The organism is Neoakkermansia glycaniphila (assembly GCF_001683795.1).
Taxonomy (GTDB): Bacteria; Verrucomicrobiota; Verrucomicrobiia; order Verrucomicrobiales; family Akkermansiaceae; genus Akkermansia; species Akkermansia glycaniphila.
On the sequence record NZ_LIGX01000028.1, the window covers coordinates 81,778 to 99,999 of the forward strand.

General features: G+C 58.9%; 15 protein-coding genes. 11 read left to right on the top strand and 4 right to left on the bottom strand.

Annotation, left to right across the window (positions count from 1 at the left end; translation table 11 throughout):
• Nucleotides 1–62 precede the first annotated feature (62 nt).
• From AC781_RS13720 to AC781_RS08385, 3 genes are all read left to right on the top strand, one after another.
• Nucleotides 63–2,585, top strand: a complete 2,523-nt coding sequence (locus AC781_RS13720) for an SEL1-like repeat protein (RefSeq protein ID WP_067776478.1) — start codon at nucleotides 63–65, stop codon at nucleotides 2,583–2,585.
• Between the two features lie 92 nt (nucleotides 2,586–2,677).
• A complete protein-coding gene (locus tag AC781_RS08380) occupies nucleotides 2,678–3,862 on the top strand; it encodes an SEL1-like repeat protein (protein WP_067776481.1) in 1,185 nt (394 codons plus the stop codon).
• Nucleotides 3,863–3,900: 38 nt separating this feature from the next.
• Nucleotides 3,901–4,443 (top strand): hypothetical protein, encoded by a 543-nt coding sequence (locus AC781_RS08385; protein WP_067776484.1) that lies wholly within the window; start codon nucleotides 3,901–3,903, stop codon nucleotides 4,441–4,443.
• On the opposite strand, the gene AC781_RS08390 is transcribed toward AC781_RS08385, so the two are convergent.
• Nucleotides 4,425–5,183, bottom strand: coding sequence for a class I SAM-dependent methyltransferase (locus AC781_RS08390; RefSeq protein ID WP_067776604.1), 759 nt, complete (start codon nucleotides 5,181–5,183; stop codon nucleotides 4,425–4,427). The genes AC781_RS08385 and AC781_RS08390 overlap by 19 nt on opposite strands.
• A gap of 168 nt (nucleotides 5,184–5,351) precedes the next feature.
• Between AC781_RS08390 and AC781_RS08395 the strand changes: the two genes are divergently transcribed.
• From AC781_RS08395 to AC781_RS08405, 3 genes are read left to right on the top strand one after another with little or no spacing between them, the layout of a single operon-like run.
• On the top strand, nucleotides 5,352–5,957 hold the full coding sequence (locus AC781_RS08395; RefSeq protein ID WP_067776487.1) for a hypothetical protein: 606 nt from the start codon (nucleotides 5,352–5,354) through the stop codon (nucleotides 5,955–5,957).
• 16 nt (nucleotides 5,958–5,973) lie between these two features.
• Nucleotides 5,974–7,296: an amidohydrolase family protein gene (locus AC781_RS08400; RefSeq protein ID WP_067776490.1), complete on the top strand. Its 1,323-nt coding sequence runs from the start codon at nucleotides 5,974–5,976 to the stop codon at nucleotides 7,294–7,296.
• Nucleotides 7,272–7,901, top strand: coding sequence for a 3'-5' exonuclease (locus AC781_RS08405; RefSeq protein WP_197677912.1), 630 nt, complete (start codon nucleotides 7,272–7,274; stop codon nucleotides 7,899–7,901). Before AC781_RS08400 ends, AC781_RS08405 begins: the two co-directional genes overlap by 25 nt.
• 31 nt (nucleotides 7,902–7,932) lie before the next feature.
• Here AC781_RS08405 and AC781_RS08410 read toward each other — a convergent pair whose 3' ends face one another.
• The 3 genes from AC781_RS08410 to AC781_RS08420 all read right to left on the bottom strand — a co-directional run bounded on the left by AC781_RS08410 (nucleotide 7,933) and on the right by AC781_RS08420 (nucleotide 11,617).
• Nucleotides 7,933–10,479, bottom strand: a complete 2,547-nt coding sequence (locus AC781_RS08410; RefSeq protein ID WP_067776493.1) for a DNA translocase FtsK — start codon at nucleotides 10,477–10,479, stop codon at nucleotides 7,933–7,935.
• 113 nt (nucleotides 10,480–10,592) lie between these two features.
• The gene (locus AC781_RS08415; protein WP_067776496.1) at nucleotides 10,593–11,297 is read right to left on the bottom strand and encodes a LamG domain-containing protein; all 705 of its coding nucleotides are present in this window, start codon (nucleotides 11,295–11,297) and stop codon (nucleotides 10,593–10,595) included.
• A 182-nt stretch (nucleotides 11,298–11,479) separates the two neighbouring features.
• Entirely contained in the window at nucleotides 11,480–11,617 is a 138-nt protein-coding gene (locus AC781_RS08420; RefSeq protein WP_067776499.1) for a lipoprotein, read from the bottom strand.
• Nucleotides 11,618–11,822: 205 nt separating this feature from the next.
• On the opposite strand from AC781_RS08420, the gene AC781_RS08425 reads away from it, so the two are divergent.
• From AC781_RS08425 to aroA, 5 genes are all read left to right on the top strand, one after another.
• The gene (locus AC781_RS08425; RefSeq protein WP_067776501.1) at nucleotides 11,823–13,463 is read left to right on the top strand and encodes a beta-N-acetylhexosaminidase; all 1,641 of its coding nucleotides are present in this window, start codon (nucleotides 11,823–11,825) and stop codon (nucleotides 13,461–13,463) included.
• Between the two features lie 155 nt (nucleotides 13,464–13,618).
• Nucleotides 13,619–14,701, top strand: coding sequence for a type IV pilus twitching motility protein PilT (locus tag AC781_RS08430; protein WP_067776504.1), 1,083 nt, complete (start codon nucleotides 13,619–13,621; stop codon nucleotides 14,699–14,701).
• A gap of 27 nt (nucleotides 14,702–14,728) precedes the next feature.
• Nucleotides 14,729–15,820: a type IV pilus twitching motility protein PilT gene (locus AC781_RS08435; protein WP_067776507.1), complete on the top strand. Its 1,092-nt coding sequence runs from the start codon at nucleotides 14,729–14,731 to the stop codon at nucleotides 15,818–15,820.
• Between the two features lie 23 nt (nucleotides 15,821–15,843).
• Nucleotides 15,844–16,905: a peptidylprolyl isomerase gene (locus AC781_RS08440; RefSeq protein ID WP_067776510.1), complete on the top strand. Its 1,062-nt coding sequence runs from the start codon at nucleotides 15,844–15,846 to the stop codon at nucleotides 16,903–16,905.
• On the top strand, nucleotides 16,895–18,220 hold the full coding sequence (aroA, locus tag AC781_RS08445; RefSeq protein ID WP_067776513.1) for a 3-phosphoshikimate 1-carboxyvinyltransferase: 1,326 nt from the start codon (nucleotides 16,895–16,897) through the stop codon (nucleotides 18,218–18,220). The genes AC781_RS08440 and aroA overlap by 11 nt, the downstream gene beginning before the upstream one ends.
• Nucleotides 18,221–18,222: the final 2 nt, after the last annotated feature.

Below are 18,222 nucleotides of genomic sequence, written 5' to 3' on the forward strand. Positions count from 1 at the left end.
AATCCGCCTCCGGCCTATATCTTCAGCATCCGATTCCATCACAAACCAATTCAAGCACCCACATGAAAACAACCATCTACGTCTTCGCCGGCATCATGGCGGCTTACCTGCCTGCAATCGCTCAGCATAAACCTGTTACAGCCGTCACAGAACAAACCGGCAGCCCCGTCATGGAGAAGCTCTCCATCGAACAATTGACCGCTCGCGCCGAACAGGGAAACGCCGATGCCCAGTGCGAACTCGCCACACGCTACGGCAATGGTGAAGGAGTCAACGTCGATATCAAGCAGGCTATCCGTTGGTTCCGAAAGGCAGCCGAACAAAAGCACCCCCGTGCTCTCGGAGCCATGGGAATGGCCTACCTCCTAGGACGAGGCATCCCGCAGGACACGCAAAAAGCCATCAGCCTCCTCCAACAGGCGGCAGACATGGGAGACTCCAAATCCCAGGTACTGCTGGCAATCTGCTACGCATCGGGGCGCGGTGTCCCGCAGGACATGGCCAAAGCCGAACAACTGGCTCATCAAATTGCCGCACACGGCACTCCAAGTGCGAAATATGACCTCGCCGCCAGCTATCTGCGGGGAGAAGGATTCCCACCATCACCGGAACGCGGCTTTGCCCTCATGAAGGATGCCTGCGAACATGGAGTGCTGCATGCCAAGGGAGCTTTGGGAGTCTGTTACCTCCAGGGCCTCGGCACCGCACAGGATGCCGCACAAGGACTGCGCCTCCTGCAGGAAGCCGCCGATGAAGGAGACATCCAATCCGGGGCAAATCTTGGAGCCGCTTACATTCAGGGAATCGGCGTCGAAAAAAACATCGGCAAAGCCATTCCCCTCTTGCGCAAAGCAGCAGAACAGGGGGATAGCACGGCTCAATGCAACCTCGGCTTCTGCTACCAGGATGCCATCGGCGAACACCACGATCCCGAACAAGCCGCCTACTGGTTCGAAAAATCAGCCAAACAGGGCAATCGACGGGGGCAATACATGCTCGGCCTCAGCTACTACACGGCGGATGGCCTGCCCCGCGACCTCGAACAGGCAGTTTACTGGTTCCGCACGGCAGCAGAAAACGGCATCCCTGATGCCCAAACCCACCTCGGCCTCTGTTACGTGCAAGGAGGCGGCGTACAGGCCGACCCGGCGCAGGCATTCCTCTGGTTCACCAAAGCCGCTCAACAAGGAAATACGGACGGACAGCGCAACCTCGGCCTCTGCTATGCGGACGGCCTCGGTACCGACAAAAACCCGGCCAAAGCCATCGAATGGTTCACCAAGGCAGCCGAACAGCAGGACAGCCAGGCACAATATGCTCTGGCTTGCTGCTATGCTGAAAACAACCTCCCCGGACTGCCCGACATGGCCAAAGCCTTCTACTGGTTCCAAAAAGCGGCAGCACAGAACTACCCGGACGCCCAATACCGCCTCGGCAAATGCTACATCGAAGGCTCCGGAACCGAAAAGAACAGCAAACTCGGCATCGAATGGCTCAACAAAGCCATCGCACAAGGGCAGGAAGACGCCCGGCTCTACCTCACCCGCCAAGCCCCGTTAGCAGACACCGAACTCACCCTTGAACAAATCCGCCAACAAGCCGAACAGGGCAATGCGGAAGCTCAATTCTACCTCGGAGAATGCTACCGGCAGGGCATCAGCATGGAACAAAACCCCGCCAAGGCCTTCCAACTCTACACAAAATCGGCGGCTCAAAACTATGCCCCGGCTCAAGCGCTCCTCGGCTACTGCCATCAAAACGGAATAGGCACCGGCAAAAATCCTCAGGAAGCCGTCCTCTGGTACCGCAAAGCGGCAGACCAAGGCAATGCACAAGGCCAGAGAATGCTGGGCGTCTGGTACATGCAAGGAGACGGCACTCCGGAAAACATGGCACAAGCTGTTTCTTGGTTCGAAAAAGCCGCCATGCAGGGCAACGCCATCGCCCAGTACAATCTGGGTATCTGCCATCTGCAGGGCCAAGGCACACCTGCAGACCCGCAAAAAGCCATCCTTTGGCTCACCAAAGCGGCCGAAAACGGCGATGCCAATGCACCCTACACCCTCGGAGAACTCTACGGTAACAGCGGCCAAGTACCGAAAAACATGCAACTGGCCCTCCAATGGATCCGCATGGCCGCCGAACGAAATCAAGCCGATGCTCAATACAGGCTGGGAGCCACCCTTTTGCTGGGCGACGGTCTCCCTAAAGACGAAAAACAGGGTATCATGTGGACGCGCAAAGCCGCCGATCAAGGCCATATCGAAGCACAAAACAACCTTGGCCTCGCCTACCTGAACGGCACAGGCACACCGCGCGACTATGAACAGGCATTCTACTGGTACAAACAGGCGGCAGAACAAGGGAACGCCACCGCCCAATACAACCTGGGACTCATGTATTCCCAGGGCAAAGGCACCGAGAAAAACATCCTGGAAGCGGAACGCCTGTTCCGCAATGCAGCCGAACAAGGCTACAAGGATGCCGAAGAACAACTGAAAAAAATCCGCCAAACCATGCAGCCGAATCTCTACCCGGAAAAAGAACCGGATCACACGCCCGAATGGCCTACCTTACACCTGTAACTCATCAATCCCCCCCCTCCGCCTCAAAACAATCCCCCTCCGTCATATATCTTCAACATTCGATCTCATCACCAACCAATTCAAGCATTCACATGAAAACAAGCATCTACATCCTCGCCGGCATCATGGCGGCAGCCCTGCCCGCCTCCGGCCAGCAACCCACAGTCGCCCCCGAAAGCATCGTCCCTCAGCAACATCCTGAAAACAGCATGGACCAACTCTCCTTCACTCAAGTCAAAAAACTTGCCGAACAAGGGGACACCTATGCACAAGCCGCTCTCGGCATCCGTTATCTTGAAGGCAGCGGTACAGAGAAAAACCCGGAACTCGCCTTCCGATGGTTACAAAAAGCCGCCAAACAGGGTTTCCCATCCGCGCAACGTCTCCTTGGCTATTGTTATAAGGATGGGATCGGTACAGAGAAAAACATGGATAACGCGATCACGTGGCTCAAAAAAGCTGCCGAACAGGGCGATGCCCCAGCTCAATGTATTCTCGGCTTTAGCTACATGGAGGGTACCGGTACAGAAAAAAACATGCGTCTCGCTTTCTACTGGTTCAAAGAAGCCGCTGAACAAGAAAATGTACAGGCTCAAAAATACCTCGGCGTCTGCTATCTGGAAGGAAAAGGCACCGATAAAAATACAATTCTCGCTTTTCAATGGTTCAAAAAAGCCGCTGAACGAGGCGATGTTGATGCCCAATACAATCTCAGTTTATGCTACATGACAGGCGACGGGACTGAAAAACACCCGGAACTCGCGCTCCAGTGGTGCAAACAAGCAGCCGCACAAGGTCTTGCCCCGGCTCAATACAACCTTGGAGTCCATTACCTCAAGGGAATCATTATACAACAAAACCTGACGCTCGCTTTCCAGTGGATCCAAAAAGCTGCAGAACAAGGCTACGCTGAAGCAGAAAACGCCCTCGGAGGTTTCTACATACAAGGTACCGGTACAGAACAAAATCCGGAACTCGCTTTCCAATGGTTCAAAAAAGCAGCAGAGCAAGGTCATGCAAATTCTCAATATAACCTCGGAATCTTCTATATGGACGGCATCGGCATGGAGAAAAACTCAGAGCTCGCCTTCCAGTGGTTACAAAAAGCCGCAGCACAGGGTTTCACGGAGGCTCAAGGCTACCTCGGCTTCTGTTATATGGAAGGAAAAGGCACCGAAAAGAACCTCCGTGAAGCGGAACTCTGGTTCGGCAAAGCTGCTGCACAAGGCGACAAATATGCCGAAGAACAACTGGAACAAATCCGCCTAAAGCAATAATTTTACGGCTCGCGTAGGGTTCACTCCATCGGATTCAGATGAAACAAGCTCGCTTCTTCCTCGCCGGCATCATGGCGGCAGCATGGCCCGTGTACGCACTGTCGGCACCTGAATCTCCCGGCGAATATGTCCATACGCGGCACTTCATCACGGAACACGCGGATGGAAGCACGGCCTACCTTGACTATCGTATCACGAACAACGGCATCATTCTCGAAATCAACGACGGCACCGACATCTCCCGGCGCATCCTGTTCCTGCGCTATATCCCGGACGAAACGGGTAAACTCGTCGCCTGCCTGTTGACCATCCGCTACATGACCTTCGATGAAAAAATCAGCAACGACTACATCCCCGATTCCAACACCCCCGACCTGCACACGGCATGGGCTCGCAACAGGCAGGGCAGCATGGAATTGATCTCCTCGACTGGCGATGAGAAACTGAACAAACTCGACATCGAACGCGAATTCAAGCACCTCCTGCAGGAATGCCGCAAGCACGCAGGCCAGCTGGGTAATCGTCCACCCCAAACAGCTTCAGCAGCAGCCGAAGCCCCGGCTCACACCGCACCCCAGTAGCTCCGCGTCCTGTGAGGAATCGTCAGCACGCCATCCCTGCTTGCCGACTCGAACAGCCGCACCAAAGCTTCCAGATAAGCCGCATATCCCGCATCCCCTTCACGCAAAGCATAGGAGGCCGACAGATTTCTGCCCAAAAAACCTTCAAGATCGAATGTCAAATCATTGGCATACTCCCGGAACTCATAAACACCGTCCCGGAAAAAACGGCGAAATTGCGAATCTCCCTCTTCCTCCATGCCACCGCTGAACCCCTTGAACTCCGGGCAGAATTCGGCACACAGCCGGGCATTGGCAAGCACTACCGGATCATCCGCCACCCGGCTGTTCCAAACGAGGGCCACGCGGCCTTCATTCCTCAGAACTCGCCTGCACTCCTTCCGGAAGGCAGCCGCATCGAACCAATGAAACGCCTGCCCCGCCGTCACCAGATCGGCACATGCGCCATCCAGCCCCGTCGCCTCGGCCGTTCCCTTGCGTGCTCGGAACCCTTCATATCCTCCCAAAGTCCGCTCGGCCACGGCCCTCATCTCATCGTTCGGCTCCACGGCATACACGGACAAGCCCTTCTCCAGCAACTGGCGGGTCAGCTTGCCCGTACCGGAACCGACATCGGCCACGGCACATCCGGCAGACAACCCATGCTCCCGCACAAGATCATCCAGCCATTCCGCCGGATAGCCCGGCCTGAACCGCTCATACACATCGGACTTGCCTGAAAAACGCTCGGTCGAATCCATCATTCCCTCCTTTTGCGCAGGCAAACAGACAGCCTGCATACAATGCCATTGTACGCGGAAAATCCGGGCGGACAAGAACCCTCCGCGGCATCCCTGCACGGCCGCCGCCCATACCCGCCTTTTTGCTTTACCTCACAGGGGAAAGCATGTACTCTTTCTGCCAGACACATGCCAGAAAATTTCACCCAGTTCCTCCATGCCTACGACATGATCCCGCTCTCCTTGGCCGGATACATCCTCGGAGCCATCCTCATCCTTGCCCATGCCATCGCGCTCATCTTCCCGCAGAAAGTGCAAGGCATCCTGAGCCGCTCGGCACGCAACGACAAGGCGGCGGCCCTCCTGCTGGCCGTGGACTTCCTGTGGTTCGCCATCATGCTGGGAGGCTGGGGCCCCTTCGCGCCCATGAAAGTATGGCTTTACGAATTCGAAGGCATCCGCGGCCTCCTCATCATCCTCTGCCCCATCACCTGCATCCTGCTCATTACCTTCGTCAAAGACCTCCTCTTCCCCCGTGCGCTCGGCATGTTCGGCTTGCTCGCCGCAGCACCCTTCCTGTACGCCGCCTTCCTCGAAGACCCCGGCACGCGCCTCCTCATACCGATCTGGTGCTACGCGGTCATCACCCTCAGCATCTTCTGGATCGCCAAACCGTACCTGTACCGCAACATGGTCGCCGCTCTGCTCGCTCGCCCCAAACTCTGGGCGCAGCTCTGCATCGCCGGCATCGCCTACGGCATCGCCGTACTCGTCTCCGCCATCCTGTACTGGTAACACACATCTTCCCGGCATGAAACAAACCTGCGACACCATCTTCACCGCCGCCTTCGTCGTCACCCAGAACGAAACGCGCACCGTCATCCCGCAGGGGGCTATCGCCGTCTCCGGCAACCGCATCGCGGCAGTCGGCCCGGCAAGCGACATCGCCTCCGCATGGGAAGCCGGGGAAACCGTCTCCCTCGACAACGCCGCCCTCATGCCCGGCCTCATCAACGGCCACACCCACATCCCGATGAGCGCACTGCGCGGCTACTCGGACGACAAAAACCTGATGGACTGGCTCACGAAAGACATCTTTCCCATCGAAGCCCACCTCACCCCGGAAATCATCCGCACCGCCTCCGAATTCTCCTGCGCCGAAATGATGCGCACCGGCACTACCGCCTTCTACGACATGTACATGCACGAACGCTCCGTCTTCCAGGCGGCGGACCGCATGGGCATGCGTGCCGTCATGGGAGAATCCATGACCCACTTCTTCCCGGGACTCTCCGCCGCCTCCGAACAGGAACTCCGCGACCTCATCCTCGCCCTCGCCGAAGAATGGAAAGGCCACCCGCGCATCAAGGGAGCCATCGTCCCCCACGCCATCTACACCACCGGTCCCGACTTCCTCCAGCGATGCCGCGCCCTCGCGGACGAACTCGGCTGGCAATTCGGCATGCACCTCTCCGAAACTTCCGGAGAAACCGAACGATGCCTCAAACAGCACGGCCAGCGCCCCGTCGAATACTGCCGCAGCCTCGGCATCCTGCGCCCCGACACCACCCTCTTCCACATGGTCGATACCGACGGCGAAGACCTCGACACCATCGCCGAAGCCGGATGCGCCATCGTCCACAACCCGGCCTCGAACATGAAACTCACCTCCGGAGCCGCCCCCATCGAAGCCATGCTCTCCCGCGGCATACCTGTCGGCCTCGGCACGGACGGCCCTGCCAGCAACAATAGCCAGAACATGGTCCGGGAAATGTACCTCTGCTCTCTGCTCCAGAAGCTCGACACCATGGACCCCACCGCCCTGCCCGCCCAAACCGCTCTCGACATGGCCACCCGGGGCAGCGCCCGCGCCCTCCACTGGGAAGGCCTCGGCACCATCGAACCCGGCAGCATCGCCGACTTCGTCGCCCTCGGGCTCGACGAACCCAACATGCAGCCCGTCCACAACATCGTCTCGAACATCGTCTATGCCGCCACAGGACTCGAAAACCGCCTCACCGTCGTCGACGGGCGCATCCTCTACCGCGAAGGCCGCTACCTCTCCTGCGACTACGAAGCCCTGAAAGGCGAAATCGCCGCCATCCGGCAATGGATCGCCTCCAAGGCATCCTGACCGGAACCCCCATGCCAGCCCCCGCCGACATCATCCGCCACCTCTCCTTCGCCGCCATCGACTTCGAATCGGCCGGAGCCGCGCCGGGAGAAACGGACCAGCCCGTCCAGATCGGCATTGCCCGCATCGACGGCACGGCAGGCGCCATCCGCACCTGGACATCCTACATCGCCGTCACCCGCCCCGTCCGCTGGACCGCGTCCAAAATCCACGGCATCACCACGGAAATGCTCGCCGAGGCACCGCCCTACATCAGCCTCTGGCCCCCAATCAAAGAACATCTTGAAGGCACCGTCGCCATCGGCCACAACCACTCCACCGAACAGCGATTCCTCCGCCAATTTCCCGGGCACGGCTTCGGCCCGTGGCTGGACACCCTCGCCCTCGCCCGCGCCTGCCTTCCGGCTCTCCCCTCCCACAGCCTCGGCGACATCGCTTCCGCCCTCGGATTGACGGAACAAATCTCCGCCATCGTCCCCGGCAAAACATGGCACGATGCCCTGTACGACGCCACAGCCAGCCTCTGCATACTCCTCCACCTCATCCGGGAACTGCAACTCGAAGACGCGCCGCTCGACCGCCTCGGCTTCGCACTGACCTTCTGACAGCCGGTGCATTTCCCGGCCATCGGCAAACTCAATCCACCAGCACCTCGCGCGGGCGATTCGCCCCGTCGGAAGGAGCCACAATACCGCGCTGCTCCATCAGCTCCAGCATGCGGGCGGCCTTGCCGTAGCCGATGCGAAGCCTCCTCTGAAGCAGAGACGTACTCGCCTTGCGCTCCACAATCACAATCTCGATACATCGCTGCAGCAACTCCGCATCCTGGGCATCGATCGAATCGCCGCCGGATGAACCGTCGCCTCCATCACTCTCCATACTCTGCTGCACCTCCTCATGGAAACTCTGCTTCGCCTGCGTGGCGCAATGCTTCACGATCTTTTCCACCTCCTCATCGGAAACGAACGCACCTTGCGCACGCTCCAGCTTGGCGGAACCCGGCGGCAAATACAGCAGATCGCCCTTGCCCACCAGCTTCTCGGCGCCCGAAGAATCGAGAATGATGCGGCTATCCAGCGCACTGGACACCTGAAAGGCGATGCGCGACGGAATATTCGCCTTGATCATCCCCGTCACCACATCCGAACGCGGCGTCTGAGTCGCCACAATCAGGTGAATACCTGCGGCACGGGCCTTCTGCGTCAAACGGGCGATATAATTCTCCAAATCCTCCTTCACCACCATCATCAGATCGGCGAGCTCGTCGATAATAATCACGATATACGGAATCCTGTCCGGCATCTCGTCTCCAGCATCAAGATCAAGCTCGTCCTGTCCGTCGTCCTCATCTTCCGGCATCGTATCGTCGTCCTGGCTCTCCAGCTCGCGGGCGATGCGATCCGCCAGCTCGAAATCGGGTTCTTCCGGCTCTTCGCTTTCCTCCTCCACGGGCTCATCCTTCGGGCGTGCATTGAACGACTCGAAATTGCGCACCCCCACTTCCGCGAACATGCGGTAGCGGCGCTCCATCTCATTCACTGCCCAGCGCAAAGCGCCGATCACCTTCTTGGGATCCGTCACCACAGGCACGATCAAATGCGGCAGCTTGCGGTACGGCTGCATCTCCACCACCTTCGGATCCACGAGAATCAGGCGCAGCTCGTCCGGCTTGAACTTGTAAAGCATCGACGTAATCATGCTGTTGATGCACACGGACTTGCCGGAACCCGTAGCACCGGCCACCAGCAGATGGGGCATCGCCGCGAGGTCGCCGATCACCGTACGACCGTACACATCCTTGCCCAAGGCCACCGGAATACGCTTCTTCGGCGACAGGAACTCATCGTCCTGCAACAGCTCGCGCAACGCAACGGCAATCTTCTTGCTGTTCGCAATCTCGATGCCGATCGTATCGCGCCCCGGAATGGGAGCCAGAATATTGATACGCTCCGCCTTCGTCGCACGTGCAATATCCTTTTCCAAAGACGTGATCCTGTTCACACGCAACCCCTTGGACGGATAAATCTCATACCGCGTAATCGTCGGCCCCTTCGTAATATTGCCGGCAGCCACCTCCACCCCGAAGGAAAGAAGAGTCTCCACGATAATCTGCTGATTCTCCAGCAAAAGCGCGCGATCATCCTCCGTCTGCTCTCCGGCACTCTCCTCGTAATGCAAAATCTCAAGACTCGGCAGAGCATAGGCATCCATCGCCGCATCCGCCGCCGCTCCATCGTCGGAACGAAGCGTCAAAACCGGGCGTGGAGGCCGCGTGCGCGAAGCATCGATAATCTGAGGCTCCGGATTCTTCACGGAAAGGGGCAGAAAACCCGGCTCCGTCATCGCCACGATCTCCTCCTCCACCTTCTTCTCCAAATCGTCGAGCGGATCGCCGCTCTGGCGGGTACGGCGGGAAACGGCTGCCTTGCGGGAAGGTGTGGACAAAGGCTCCGTAGCCGACTGCAAATCGCCCGTCTCCAGCGCACGGCGGGCATTCTCCTCCTCTCGCTCCCGCATCAGCACAGCCTTGGCCTCCTTGCGGGCCCGGCGGCGCTCGCAGGCCGCCTTCAACCACTGGCGAAAATCATGCCAGAGCACGCGCCCGGCCGCTAAAGGAGTCGTCCCCAGCACATACACGAGAGACACGAGATACGCGAACACACAAAGAATCAGCGAACCGCCCATGCCCATCACCTGGGAAATGAAGCAATGCCCGAACAAATGCCCGAGCGCCCCGCCCGGACCGTACAGCTGGTGTTCCGCCGCCCATGCGGAAAGCACCCAAGGCTGCACGCTCAACATCATACACGCGGACAACACCGCGCAGCCGAAAGCAATCCACATCCGCAGGCGAATCTCGCCATGGTGCACGATCTTATAGCAACCGAGCCAGACGAGGCAGGCAGCAGCCATCCACGAAGCAGCGCCGAAACACCAATACGACAAGGCAGCCAGATACCGCCCGAAAAAACCGAAAAAATTGGTATTGGAGGCAACAACCTCCGCCTTCGCATTCAACGCCGTCCAACCCACCTCATTCAGGCGGAACGTCGCCAGAGACAACAACAGCATCAACCCTCCGGCTGCAATCAACGCACCGTAGGCCTTGCCGTGCCATGCAGGCACAGGCGCAGCGGCTTCTTCCTGCCTCACCGTCTTCTCTCTGTCGCGCTTGGACGCCATGGCGCCTATTCTACCGCCGCGAAATCAAAGATCAAGAGGATAATACGGCAGCCGCTGCCGGCACCGAAACGCCGCACGCACTCCCGGAGCACGCACGGCATCAGCACTCGGCATCAATCGTGGTAGGTATATTCCACCTTGTCGAACAGGCCGTAATTGTCCTGCGAAGCCGGGCGATCGCCCAGAAACTTCAAATTCTCCACGCTGCAATAAATGTGAAAGGCAAACTCGGGGCCGAACGTCTGCGTCAGCGAATGGCGCACCTTGCCGTCGATCAGCCACTGCACATGGTACTTGCCGTCCTTGTTCGACAAATCGATCTCGAACGTATGCCAGCCCGGCTTGACCAGCACGGGCACCGAAGAAAACGGATGCGCCTGAGTCGTCATATAGGCCACAAGATCGCCCGGCTTGGCGCCCAGCTTATCGCGCACCTCCTTCTTGCCGTAGCCCACTTCGAAATCGATCTCGTGCTGATCGTCACAGTAAATCCACGAACCCACGCTCGCCTGATCGCCCACGCCCATCTTGGGAACGTACGTCCTCCACTTGTAACGGCCCGTCGTATACACCTGCTCCACCGTCGAAGCCTTCTTGCGGTCATCGGAACCAGCGCGGGTGAAAATCTTCAGGCAACCCTTCTCGATCGAACACTGCTGATTCGGATTGGAATCCTGGCTGTACAGCTTCCATCCGTCCAGATTATCGAAATTCCACACCTTCTTGGCCGGAGACTTGCTTTGCTTGCTCTCGGCCGCAACCGCACCGGCTGCCAGAGCCAGCCCGCCGAACACGAGAAAACGAAATACATTCTTCATAAAACAATATTATATAAATGCACGAACAGCATCCTTTCGCAGACGCGATTCACGCACATCCTACAGAAAATATTCCATGAAGCAAGCTGAAAACGACAAAGTAAAACACCTCCTTCATCTGCCGCCGGGGCAAAATGAAGAAGGCGGTCAATCACAGAAACCTCTTCTCCGGACGAACCGGATCAAAGAGCTTCCTTGGCCTTTTGAGAACCCTCGGTAATCGTATCGCCGACAGTGGAAACATCCCTGCCGACTCCGCTCACGGTATTGCACGACGTGAGAGCCACACTGGCGCCAATAAGAATCAATATCTTTTTCATAATGTCGAATGGATCAATTGCACCTTCCTTCTAAACCATCGCGCGCATTCTGTCAATCAGGAAGAAGGACACCCCTCCTAATTGATAGAAACTGCATTCTCTCATGAAAAACAAGGCCTTCCGACTACTCATCAAAAGCGGCGAATCAACCGTCCATCGAAGAAAACCATGATAGAACAACCGGCCCTCCCGCGTATGTACGGGTATGGACAAATCCAAGCTCATCGGAACATCCCTTTGCACGGCAGGCCTTCTTGGAACACTCGCCCTTGCCGCTCCCTCCGCCCCCGTCAATGAAAAAACGGCCATCGTCCCCCTGCCCGCCAGCATCGCCGAACAAACGGGTACCCCGGGATTCTCCCTGAAAAACCCGATCATCACCGACAATCCCGCACTCTACCGGCACATGCAGCAGCTCGGATTGCCCACATCCCTCGCCCCGGACAACGTGGACCTCTTCATCGGTCCGGACATCTCCGCCAGCACATCGCAAGGCACCACCGGCAATCAGGAAGGCTACACCCTGACCGTCACACCGAACCGCATCACCATCGCAGCCAACTCCGATGCAGGTATCTTCTATGCCCTCACCACACTCGCACAAAGCATCGTCAAGGATGCCGACGGCAACGCCGCCATCCCCTCCATGAACATCACCGACGCTCCCCGCTTCGAATGGCGCGGCCTCATGGTGGACAGCTGCCGCCGCGCACGCTCCGTCGATGAAATCAAAAAAATGATCGACCTCATGGCGCATTACAAACTCAACCGCATGCACTGGCACCTCACGGACGACCAGGGCTGGCGCATGGAAAGCAAAAAATATCCCAAACTCACCGAAATCGGCGGCAAACGCTCCGAAACACCCATCATGGGCCAGCGCAACAAAGGAGACGGCACACCCTACCAGGCCTTCTACACTCAGGAGCAAATCCGCGACATCGTCGCCTACGCTAAGGCGCGCCACATCACCGTCGTCCCGGAAATCGAAGTCCCCGGCCATGCCGCAGCGGCCATCACTGCCTACCCCGAACTGGGCAACAAAGACATCCCCGGCTACAACCCCTCCGTCGTCACCCGCTGGGGAGTCTTCCCGTACATCTTCTCCCCCAGCGAAGAAACCTTCACCTTCCTCGACAACATCTTCGCCGAAGTCTGCGAACTCTTCCCGGACAGCCCCTACATCCACATCGGCGGCGACGAAGCCCCCAAGGACCAGTGGAAAAAATCACCCTTTGCGCAAAAAATCATGAAGGAAAACGGCCTCAAAAACGAAGAGGAACTCCAGAGCTACTTCATCCGCCGCGTCGAAAAACTGGCCAACGCCCGAGGCAAAAAAATCATCGGATGGGATGAAATACAGGAGGGCGGCCTCTCCCCCACTGCCACCATGATGGTCTGGCGCGATGCGAAATGGGCTCTCCACGCACTCCAGCAGGGCAACCACGTCATCATGGTGCCGAACAGCCACTACTACTTCGACTACTCTCAGGGAGCCAAACCCGCAGACCCCGCCTACGAAACCATCAACAGCGGCAACCTCGACTGGAAACGCGTCTACCAAAGCGACCCCATCATCCCGGGCGTCACCCCCGAACAGGAAAAACTCGTCCTCGGCGTACAGGGCAACCTGTGGAGCGAATACATCCCCACCATGCAAAAATGGGAATACCAGGCATTCCCCCGCGCCATCGCCCTCGCGGAAATAGCATGGACTCCCAAAGAGAAAAAAGACATCAAGGACTTCGAAACCCGACTCCAGAAACAACACCCCTACCTCGACGGAAAAAAAGTCAACTTCCGCATGGACGACGGCACCCCAAGGCAGGACAGAAACGCCAAATAACGCACCGAACAACTAAAACAGCAGGAAGCCGCCCAGAACGGGCGGCTTCTTTTCGTTCTCCCCATCCGCCGCACAATCCATGCAGCATTTTGAACTCGCCATCGGATGCACCGTGTGCTAGAGTCCCCCGAGCCTTTTACCTGAATGCCACGCATATGAGCGAATACATCCTTCCCCACGTCGATGGATACCTGAAAATCGGACAGGAATTCTCCTGTTCCGATATTCACCTTGCAGTCAACTGCCCACCGACATGGAGACGCTTCGGACAACTGCAACCCATCTGGACGGAAGCTCCGAAACTGCAGCCAGCCGACACGGAAATGCTCGTCAACAGCTTCCTCACCGATGTCGAATGGGCGCGACTTCGCGAAAAAGGCGACGTCGACTTCGCCTACCAGAACGAATACGGCCGCTACCGCGCCTCCGTCGTACGCCAGCGCCTCGGATACGACATCTGCTTCCGCATCATCAACACCACCATCCGCACCATGGAGGAAATCGGCCTGCCGACCGAATACATCAAACCCCTCACCCGCTACACGAACGGCCTCATCCTCGTCACGGGCGCAGTCGGTTCCGGCAAATCCACCACCCTCGCCTCCATCATCGACTTCATCAACACCGACAGGCACGACCACATCATCACGCTGGAAGACCCCATCGAATACATCTTCCCCTCCAAAAACTGCCACGTCAACCAGCGAGAAGTCCACAAACACACCGAATCCTTCGCCCGAGCCCTCCGAGGCGCACTCCGCGAAGACCCGGACGTCATCATGGTCGGTGAAATGCGCGACCTCGAAACCATCCAGCTTGCCCTCACCGCAGCCGAAACGGGCCACCTCGTCCTCGGCACCCTCCACACCGGCTCCGCCGCACGCACCATCGACCGCGTACTCGACGTCTTCCCGAACGAACAGCGCGACCAGATCCGCATCATGGTCAGCGAATCCCTCCGCGGCATCCTCTCCCAACAGCTCATCCCCAAAGCCAGCGGAGACGGCCGCGTCATGGCTCTCGAAATGCTCGTCAACACCGCCGCCATCGCCAACTGCATCCGCGAAGGCAAAACCTTCATGATCCCCGGAATCATCCAGACGGGGAAAGCACAGGGCATGCGCCTCATGGACGACTCCCTCCAGCAACTGTACAAATCCGGCCTCATCACCGCACAGGACTGCCTCAACCGCGCCGACAACAAAACGCTCATGAAGCAATTCCTCGGCATCCACTAAACCGCACCCCTTACCTCTTTCCGGCTCATGAACGAGATCGACCATTACTTCCAGTTCCTGATTGAATCCGGCGGCTCAGACCTTCACCTCAGCGAAGGCGAACCCGCCAAAATCCGCGTCCACGGCAGCGTCACCGGCATCTCCGAGGAAATCCTCGACCACGACACCATCCACCGCCTCCTCGGACAAATCTGCGAACCGAACGCCTTCCAGAAATACCTCCAGACGGGCGACCTCGACTTCGCCTACGAAATGGACGAAAACTCCCGCTTCCGCTGCAACTACTTCAAACAGCAAAAAGGCCTCGCCGCCGTCTTCCGACTCATCCCCACCAAAATCGCCACCCTCGACGACCTCGGCATCCCGCACGCCGTCCGCGAATTCGCCGACATGCGCTCCGGCCTCGTCCTCGTCACAGGACCGACCGGCTCCGGCAAATCCACCACACTGGCCGCCCTCGTCGACTACATCAACACCAACCAGGCGCGCCACATCATCACCGTCGAGGAACCCATCGAATTCGTCCACTCCAACAAACAAAGCATCATCACGCAACGCGAAGTCCCCATCCAGACGCCCTCCTTCGCGGACGGCCTCCGCGCCTCCCTGCGCGAAGACTCGGACATCGTCCTCGTCGGTGAAATGCGCGACCTCGAAACCATCCAGCTCGCCCTCACTGCGGCCGAAACCGGCCTCCTCGTCTTCGGCACCCTTCACACCAACAACGCCCGCAAAACCGTCGACCGCATCATCGACGTCTTTCCGTCCGACCAGCAATCGCAGGTACGCACCATGCTCGCCGCCTCCCTGCGGGGTGTCGTCGCCCAGCTCCTCATGAAACGCATCGACAAGCCGGGCCGCGTCGCCGTCAACGAAATCATGTTCGCTACCCCCGCTGTCAGCGCCATCATCCGCGAAGGCGCCACCCAGAAACTGGCAGACGTCATCGTCGGCGGCAAAGCCATGGGAATGCAATTCATGGACGACGCCATCTGGCAAAAACTCCAGCAAGGCATCGTTTCCCCTGAAGAAGCCTACATGAAAAGCATCGACAAATCCCGCTTCAAACGCTTCCTCCCCGCCAGCCTGCAGCACCTCGGCGATGCCGGAGGCGCCTGACCCCCAGCCAGCCTCCCGCCGCCATGACTCCGATCAAAAAATTCGCGATCAAACTCTACGTCTTCTCCGCCATCCTCCTCTACATGGCGGGAGACCTCTACGTCTGGCACGGCCCGCTCGCCCAAAAATTCGAACGCCACTTCAGCGCCCTGCGCATACCGCCCAACGACAACTCCCCCCTTCAAACCGTCGTCTATGGCGAAGGCATCACCAAAAACCAGTACGATCGCCGCACCAGGGAAATCGCCCTCGCCTCCGGCCATCGGGAGGCGACAACTGCCACCGCCCTGCCCGGCACCGTCAAACTCGGCCTCATCGATGAAGCCCTGCTCCGCCTGCGAGCCCGCGCCAACGACATGCGCCTCCCCGACACCCGGCAAGAAGCCGAACAAAGCGTCGAACGCATGGCCGCCCGCCACAGCGACCCGGCAGACTTCGAGGCATGGCTCGCAACACAGGGATACACCCGCGCCTCGCTCACCGACAAAATCGAAGCCCGCCTCAAGGAAGCAGCCACCGTCCACCGCTCCATCGACGACAACATCGTCCCCACCGACGAAAACGTAGCCGCCTACTACGAACGCCTTAAAAACAGACTCGCCACCCCTGCCTCCCGGCAAATCGGCCACATTTTCTACGCCTCCCTCCATCAGGAACCGGAAACGCTCGCAGCCAAAGCCAAAGAAACCTACGCGAAACTGGCCGCACAAACCGACCCCGAAACACTCAAACAGCAATTCGCCGAACTCGCACGCACGCAAAGCGAAGACGAACGCACCGCACCGAACGGCGGCAATCTCGGCACCATCCACGACAACACCCGACGCCCCTTCTCCGACCTCGCTCTCTTTGACGAACAAACCCTCCCCGCAGGCAAACCCGTCCTCCTCCAAAGCAAACTCGGCTGGCACATCTTCCTCGCCTCGGACATCACCCCCGGCAGCATCCCGCCGCTGGACGACGTCAAAGACAGCCTCCGCACCGCCATCCTCAACTGGCAAACCCGATACGCCGCCGAACAATACCGCGAACAACTGCGCAAAGAAGCATTCTTCAAGAAAAAAATCCAGCATCATGACCAATAGCGCCCACACCCTCTCCACACGCCGGACTCAAGGACTGCGAGGCACCATCACCATCCCCGGAGACAAAAGCATCTCCCATCGCGTCGCCATCCTCGGCGGGCTGGCAGCCGGGCGCATGACCGTCAAAAACTACCTCTGCAGCCAGGACTGCCTCAACACCCTGCGCGCCATGCAGCAAATCGGCGCCAAAATCACCCCCCTCCGGGAAACACCCGGCTACGGAGTCACCGACTTCATCCTCGAAGGCTGCTGCATGCAGCCGCAAGCTCCCGCCCAGGACATCGACTGCGGCAACTCCGGCACCGGCATGCGCCTCCTCGCAGGCATCCTCGCCGCCCTCCCCTTCACCAGCAAACTCTACGGCGACGCCTCCCTCTGCTCGCGTCCCATGCAGCGCATCATCCAGCCGCTCTCCCTCATGGGTGCGGACATCACCGCCCTCGGTGAAAAACCCGGCTGCGCCCCCCTCCTCATCCGCGGAACCCGCCTCCAGCCCATCCATTACAACCTGCCCATGGCCAGCGCGCAAGTCAAAAGCGCCGTCCTGCTGGCAGGCATCTTTGCGGAAGGCACCACCAGCGTCACACAGCCTGCCGTCACGCGCGACCACACCGAACGCCTCTACGCCCACTTCGGCATCCCCTACACGGTAAACGGCCTCATCATCTCCACCACCGGCCCGGCAGACATCCGGGCAAAAGACATCACCGTCCCCGGAGACATCTCCTCCGCCGCCTTCTGGCTCGTCGCTGCCACCATCTGCCCGAACTCGGACATCACCCTCCTCAACGTCGGCCTCAACGAAACGCGCACCGCCGTCATCGACGTCCTCCGCCGCATGGGAGCAGACATCCGCATCACCCTACGCAGCGCAGAACACGAAGGCGAACCCTACGGCGACATCTCCGTTCGCACGCCCGCACGCCTCGTCGCCACCGACATCCTTCCGGAAGAAATCCCCAACCTCATCGACGAAATACCCATCCTCGCCGTAGCCGCCGCCTTCGCCGAAGGCACCACTGGCATCCGCAACGCCAAAGAACTGCGCGTCAAAGAATCCGACCGCATCGCCACCACCGCGGGCAACCTCCGCCGCATGGGGGCCAACGTCGAAGAATACGAAGACGGCATCACCGTCACAGGCGGAGCGCCGCTGCATGGCTGCGCCCTCCCCGGATACGGAGACCACCGCATCGCCATGAGCTTCCTCATCGCCGGACTCAATGCCGAAGGCACCACCACGCTGGACACGGCAGACGCCATCGACACCTCCTACCCGGGCTTCGCCAGCCACCTCGCCAAACTATCCCGCTGATT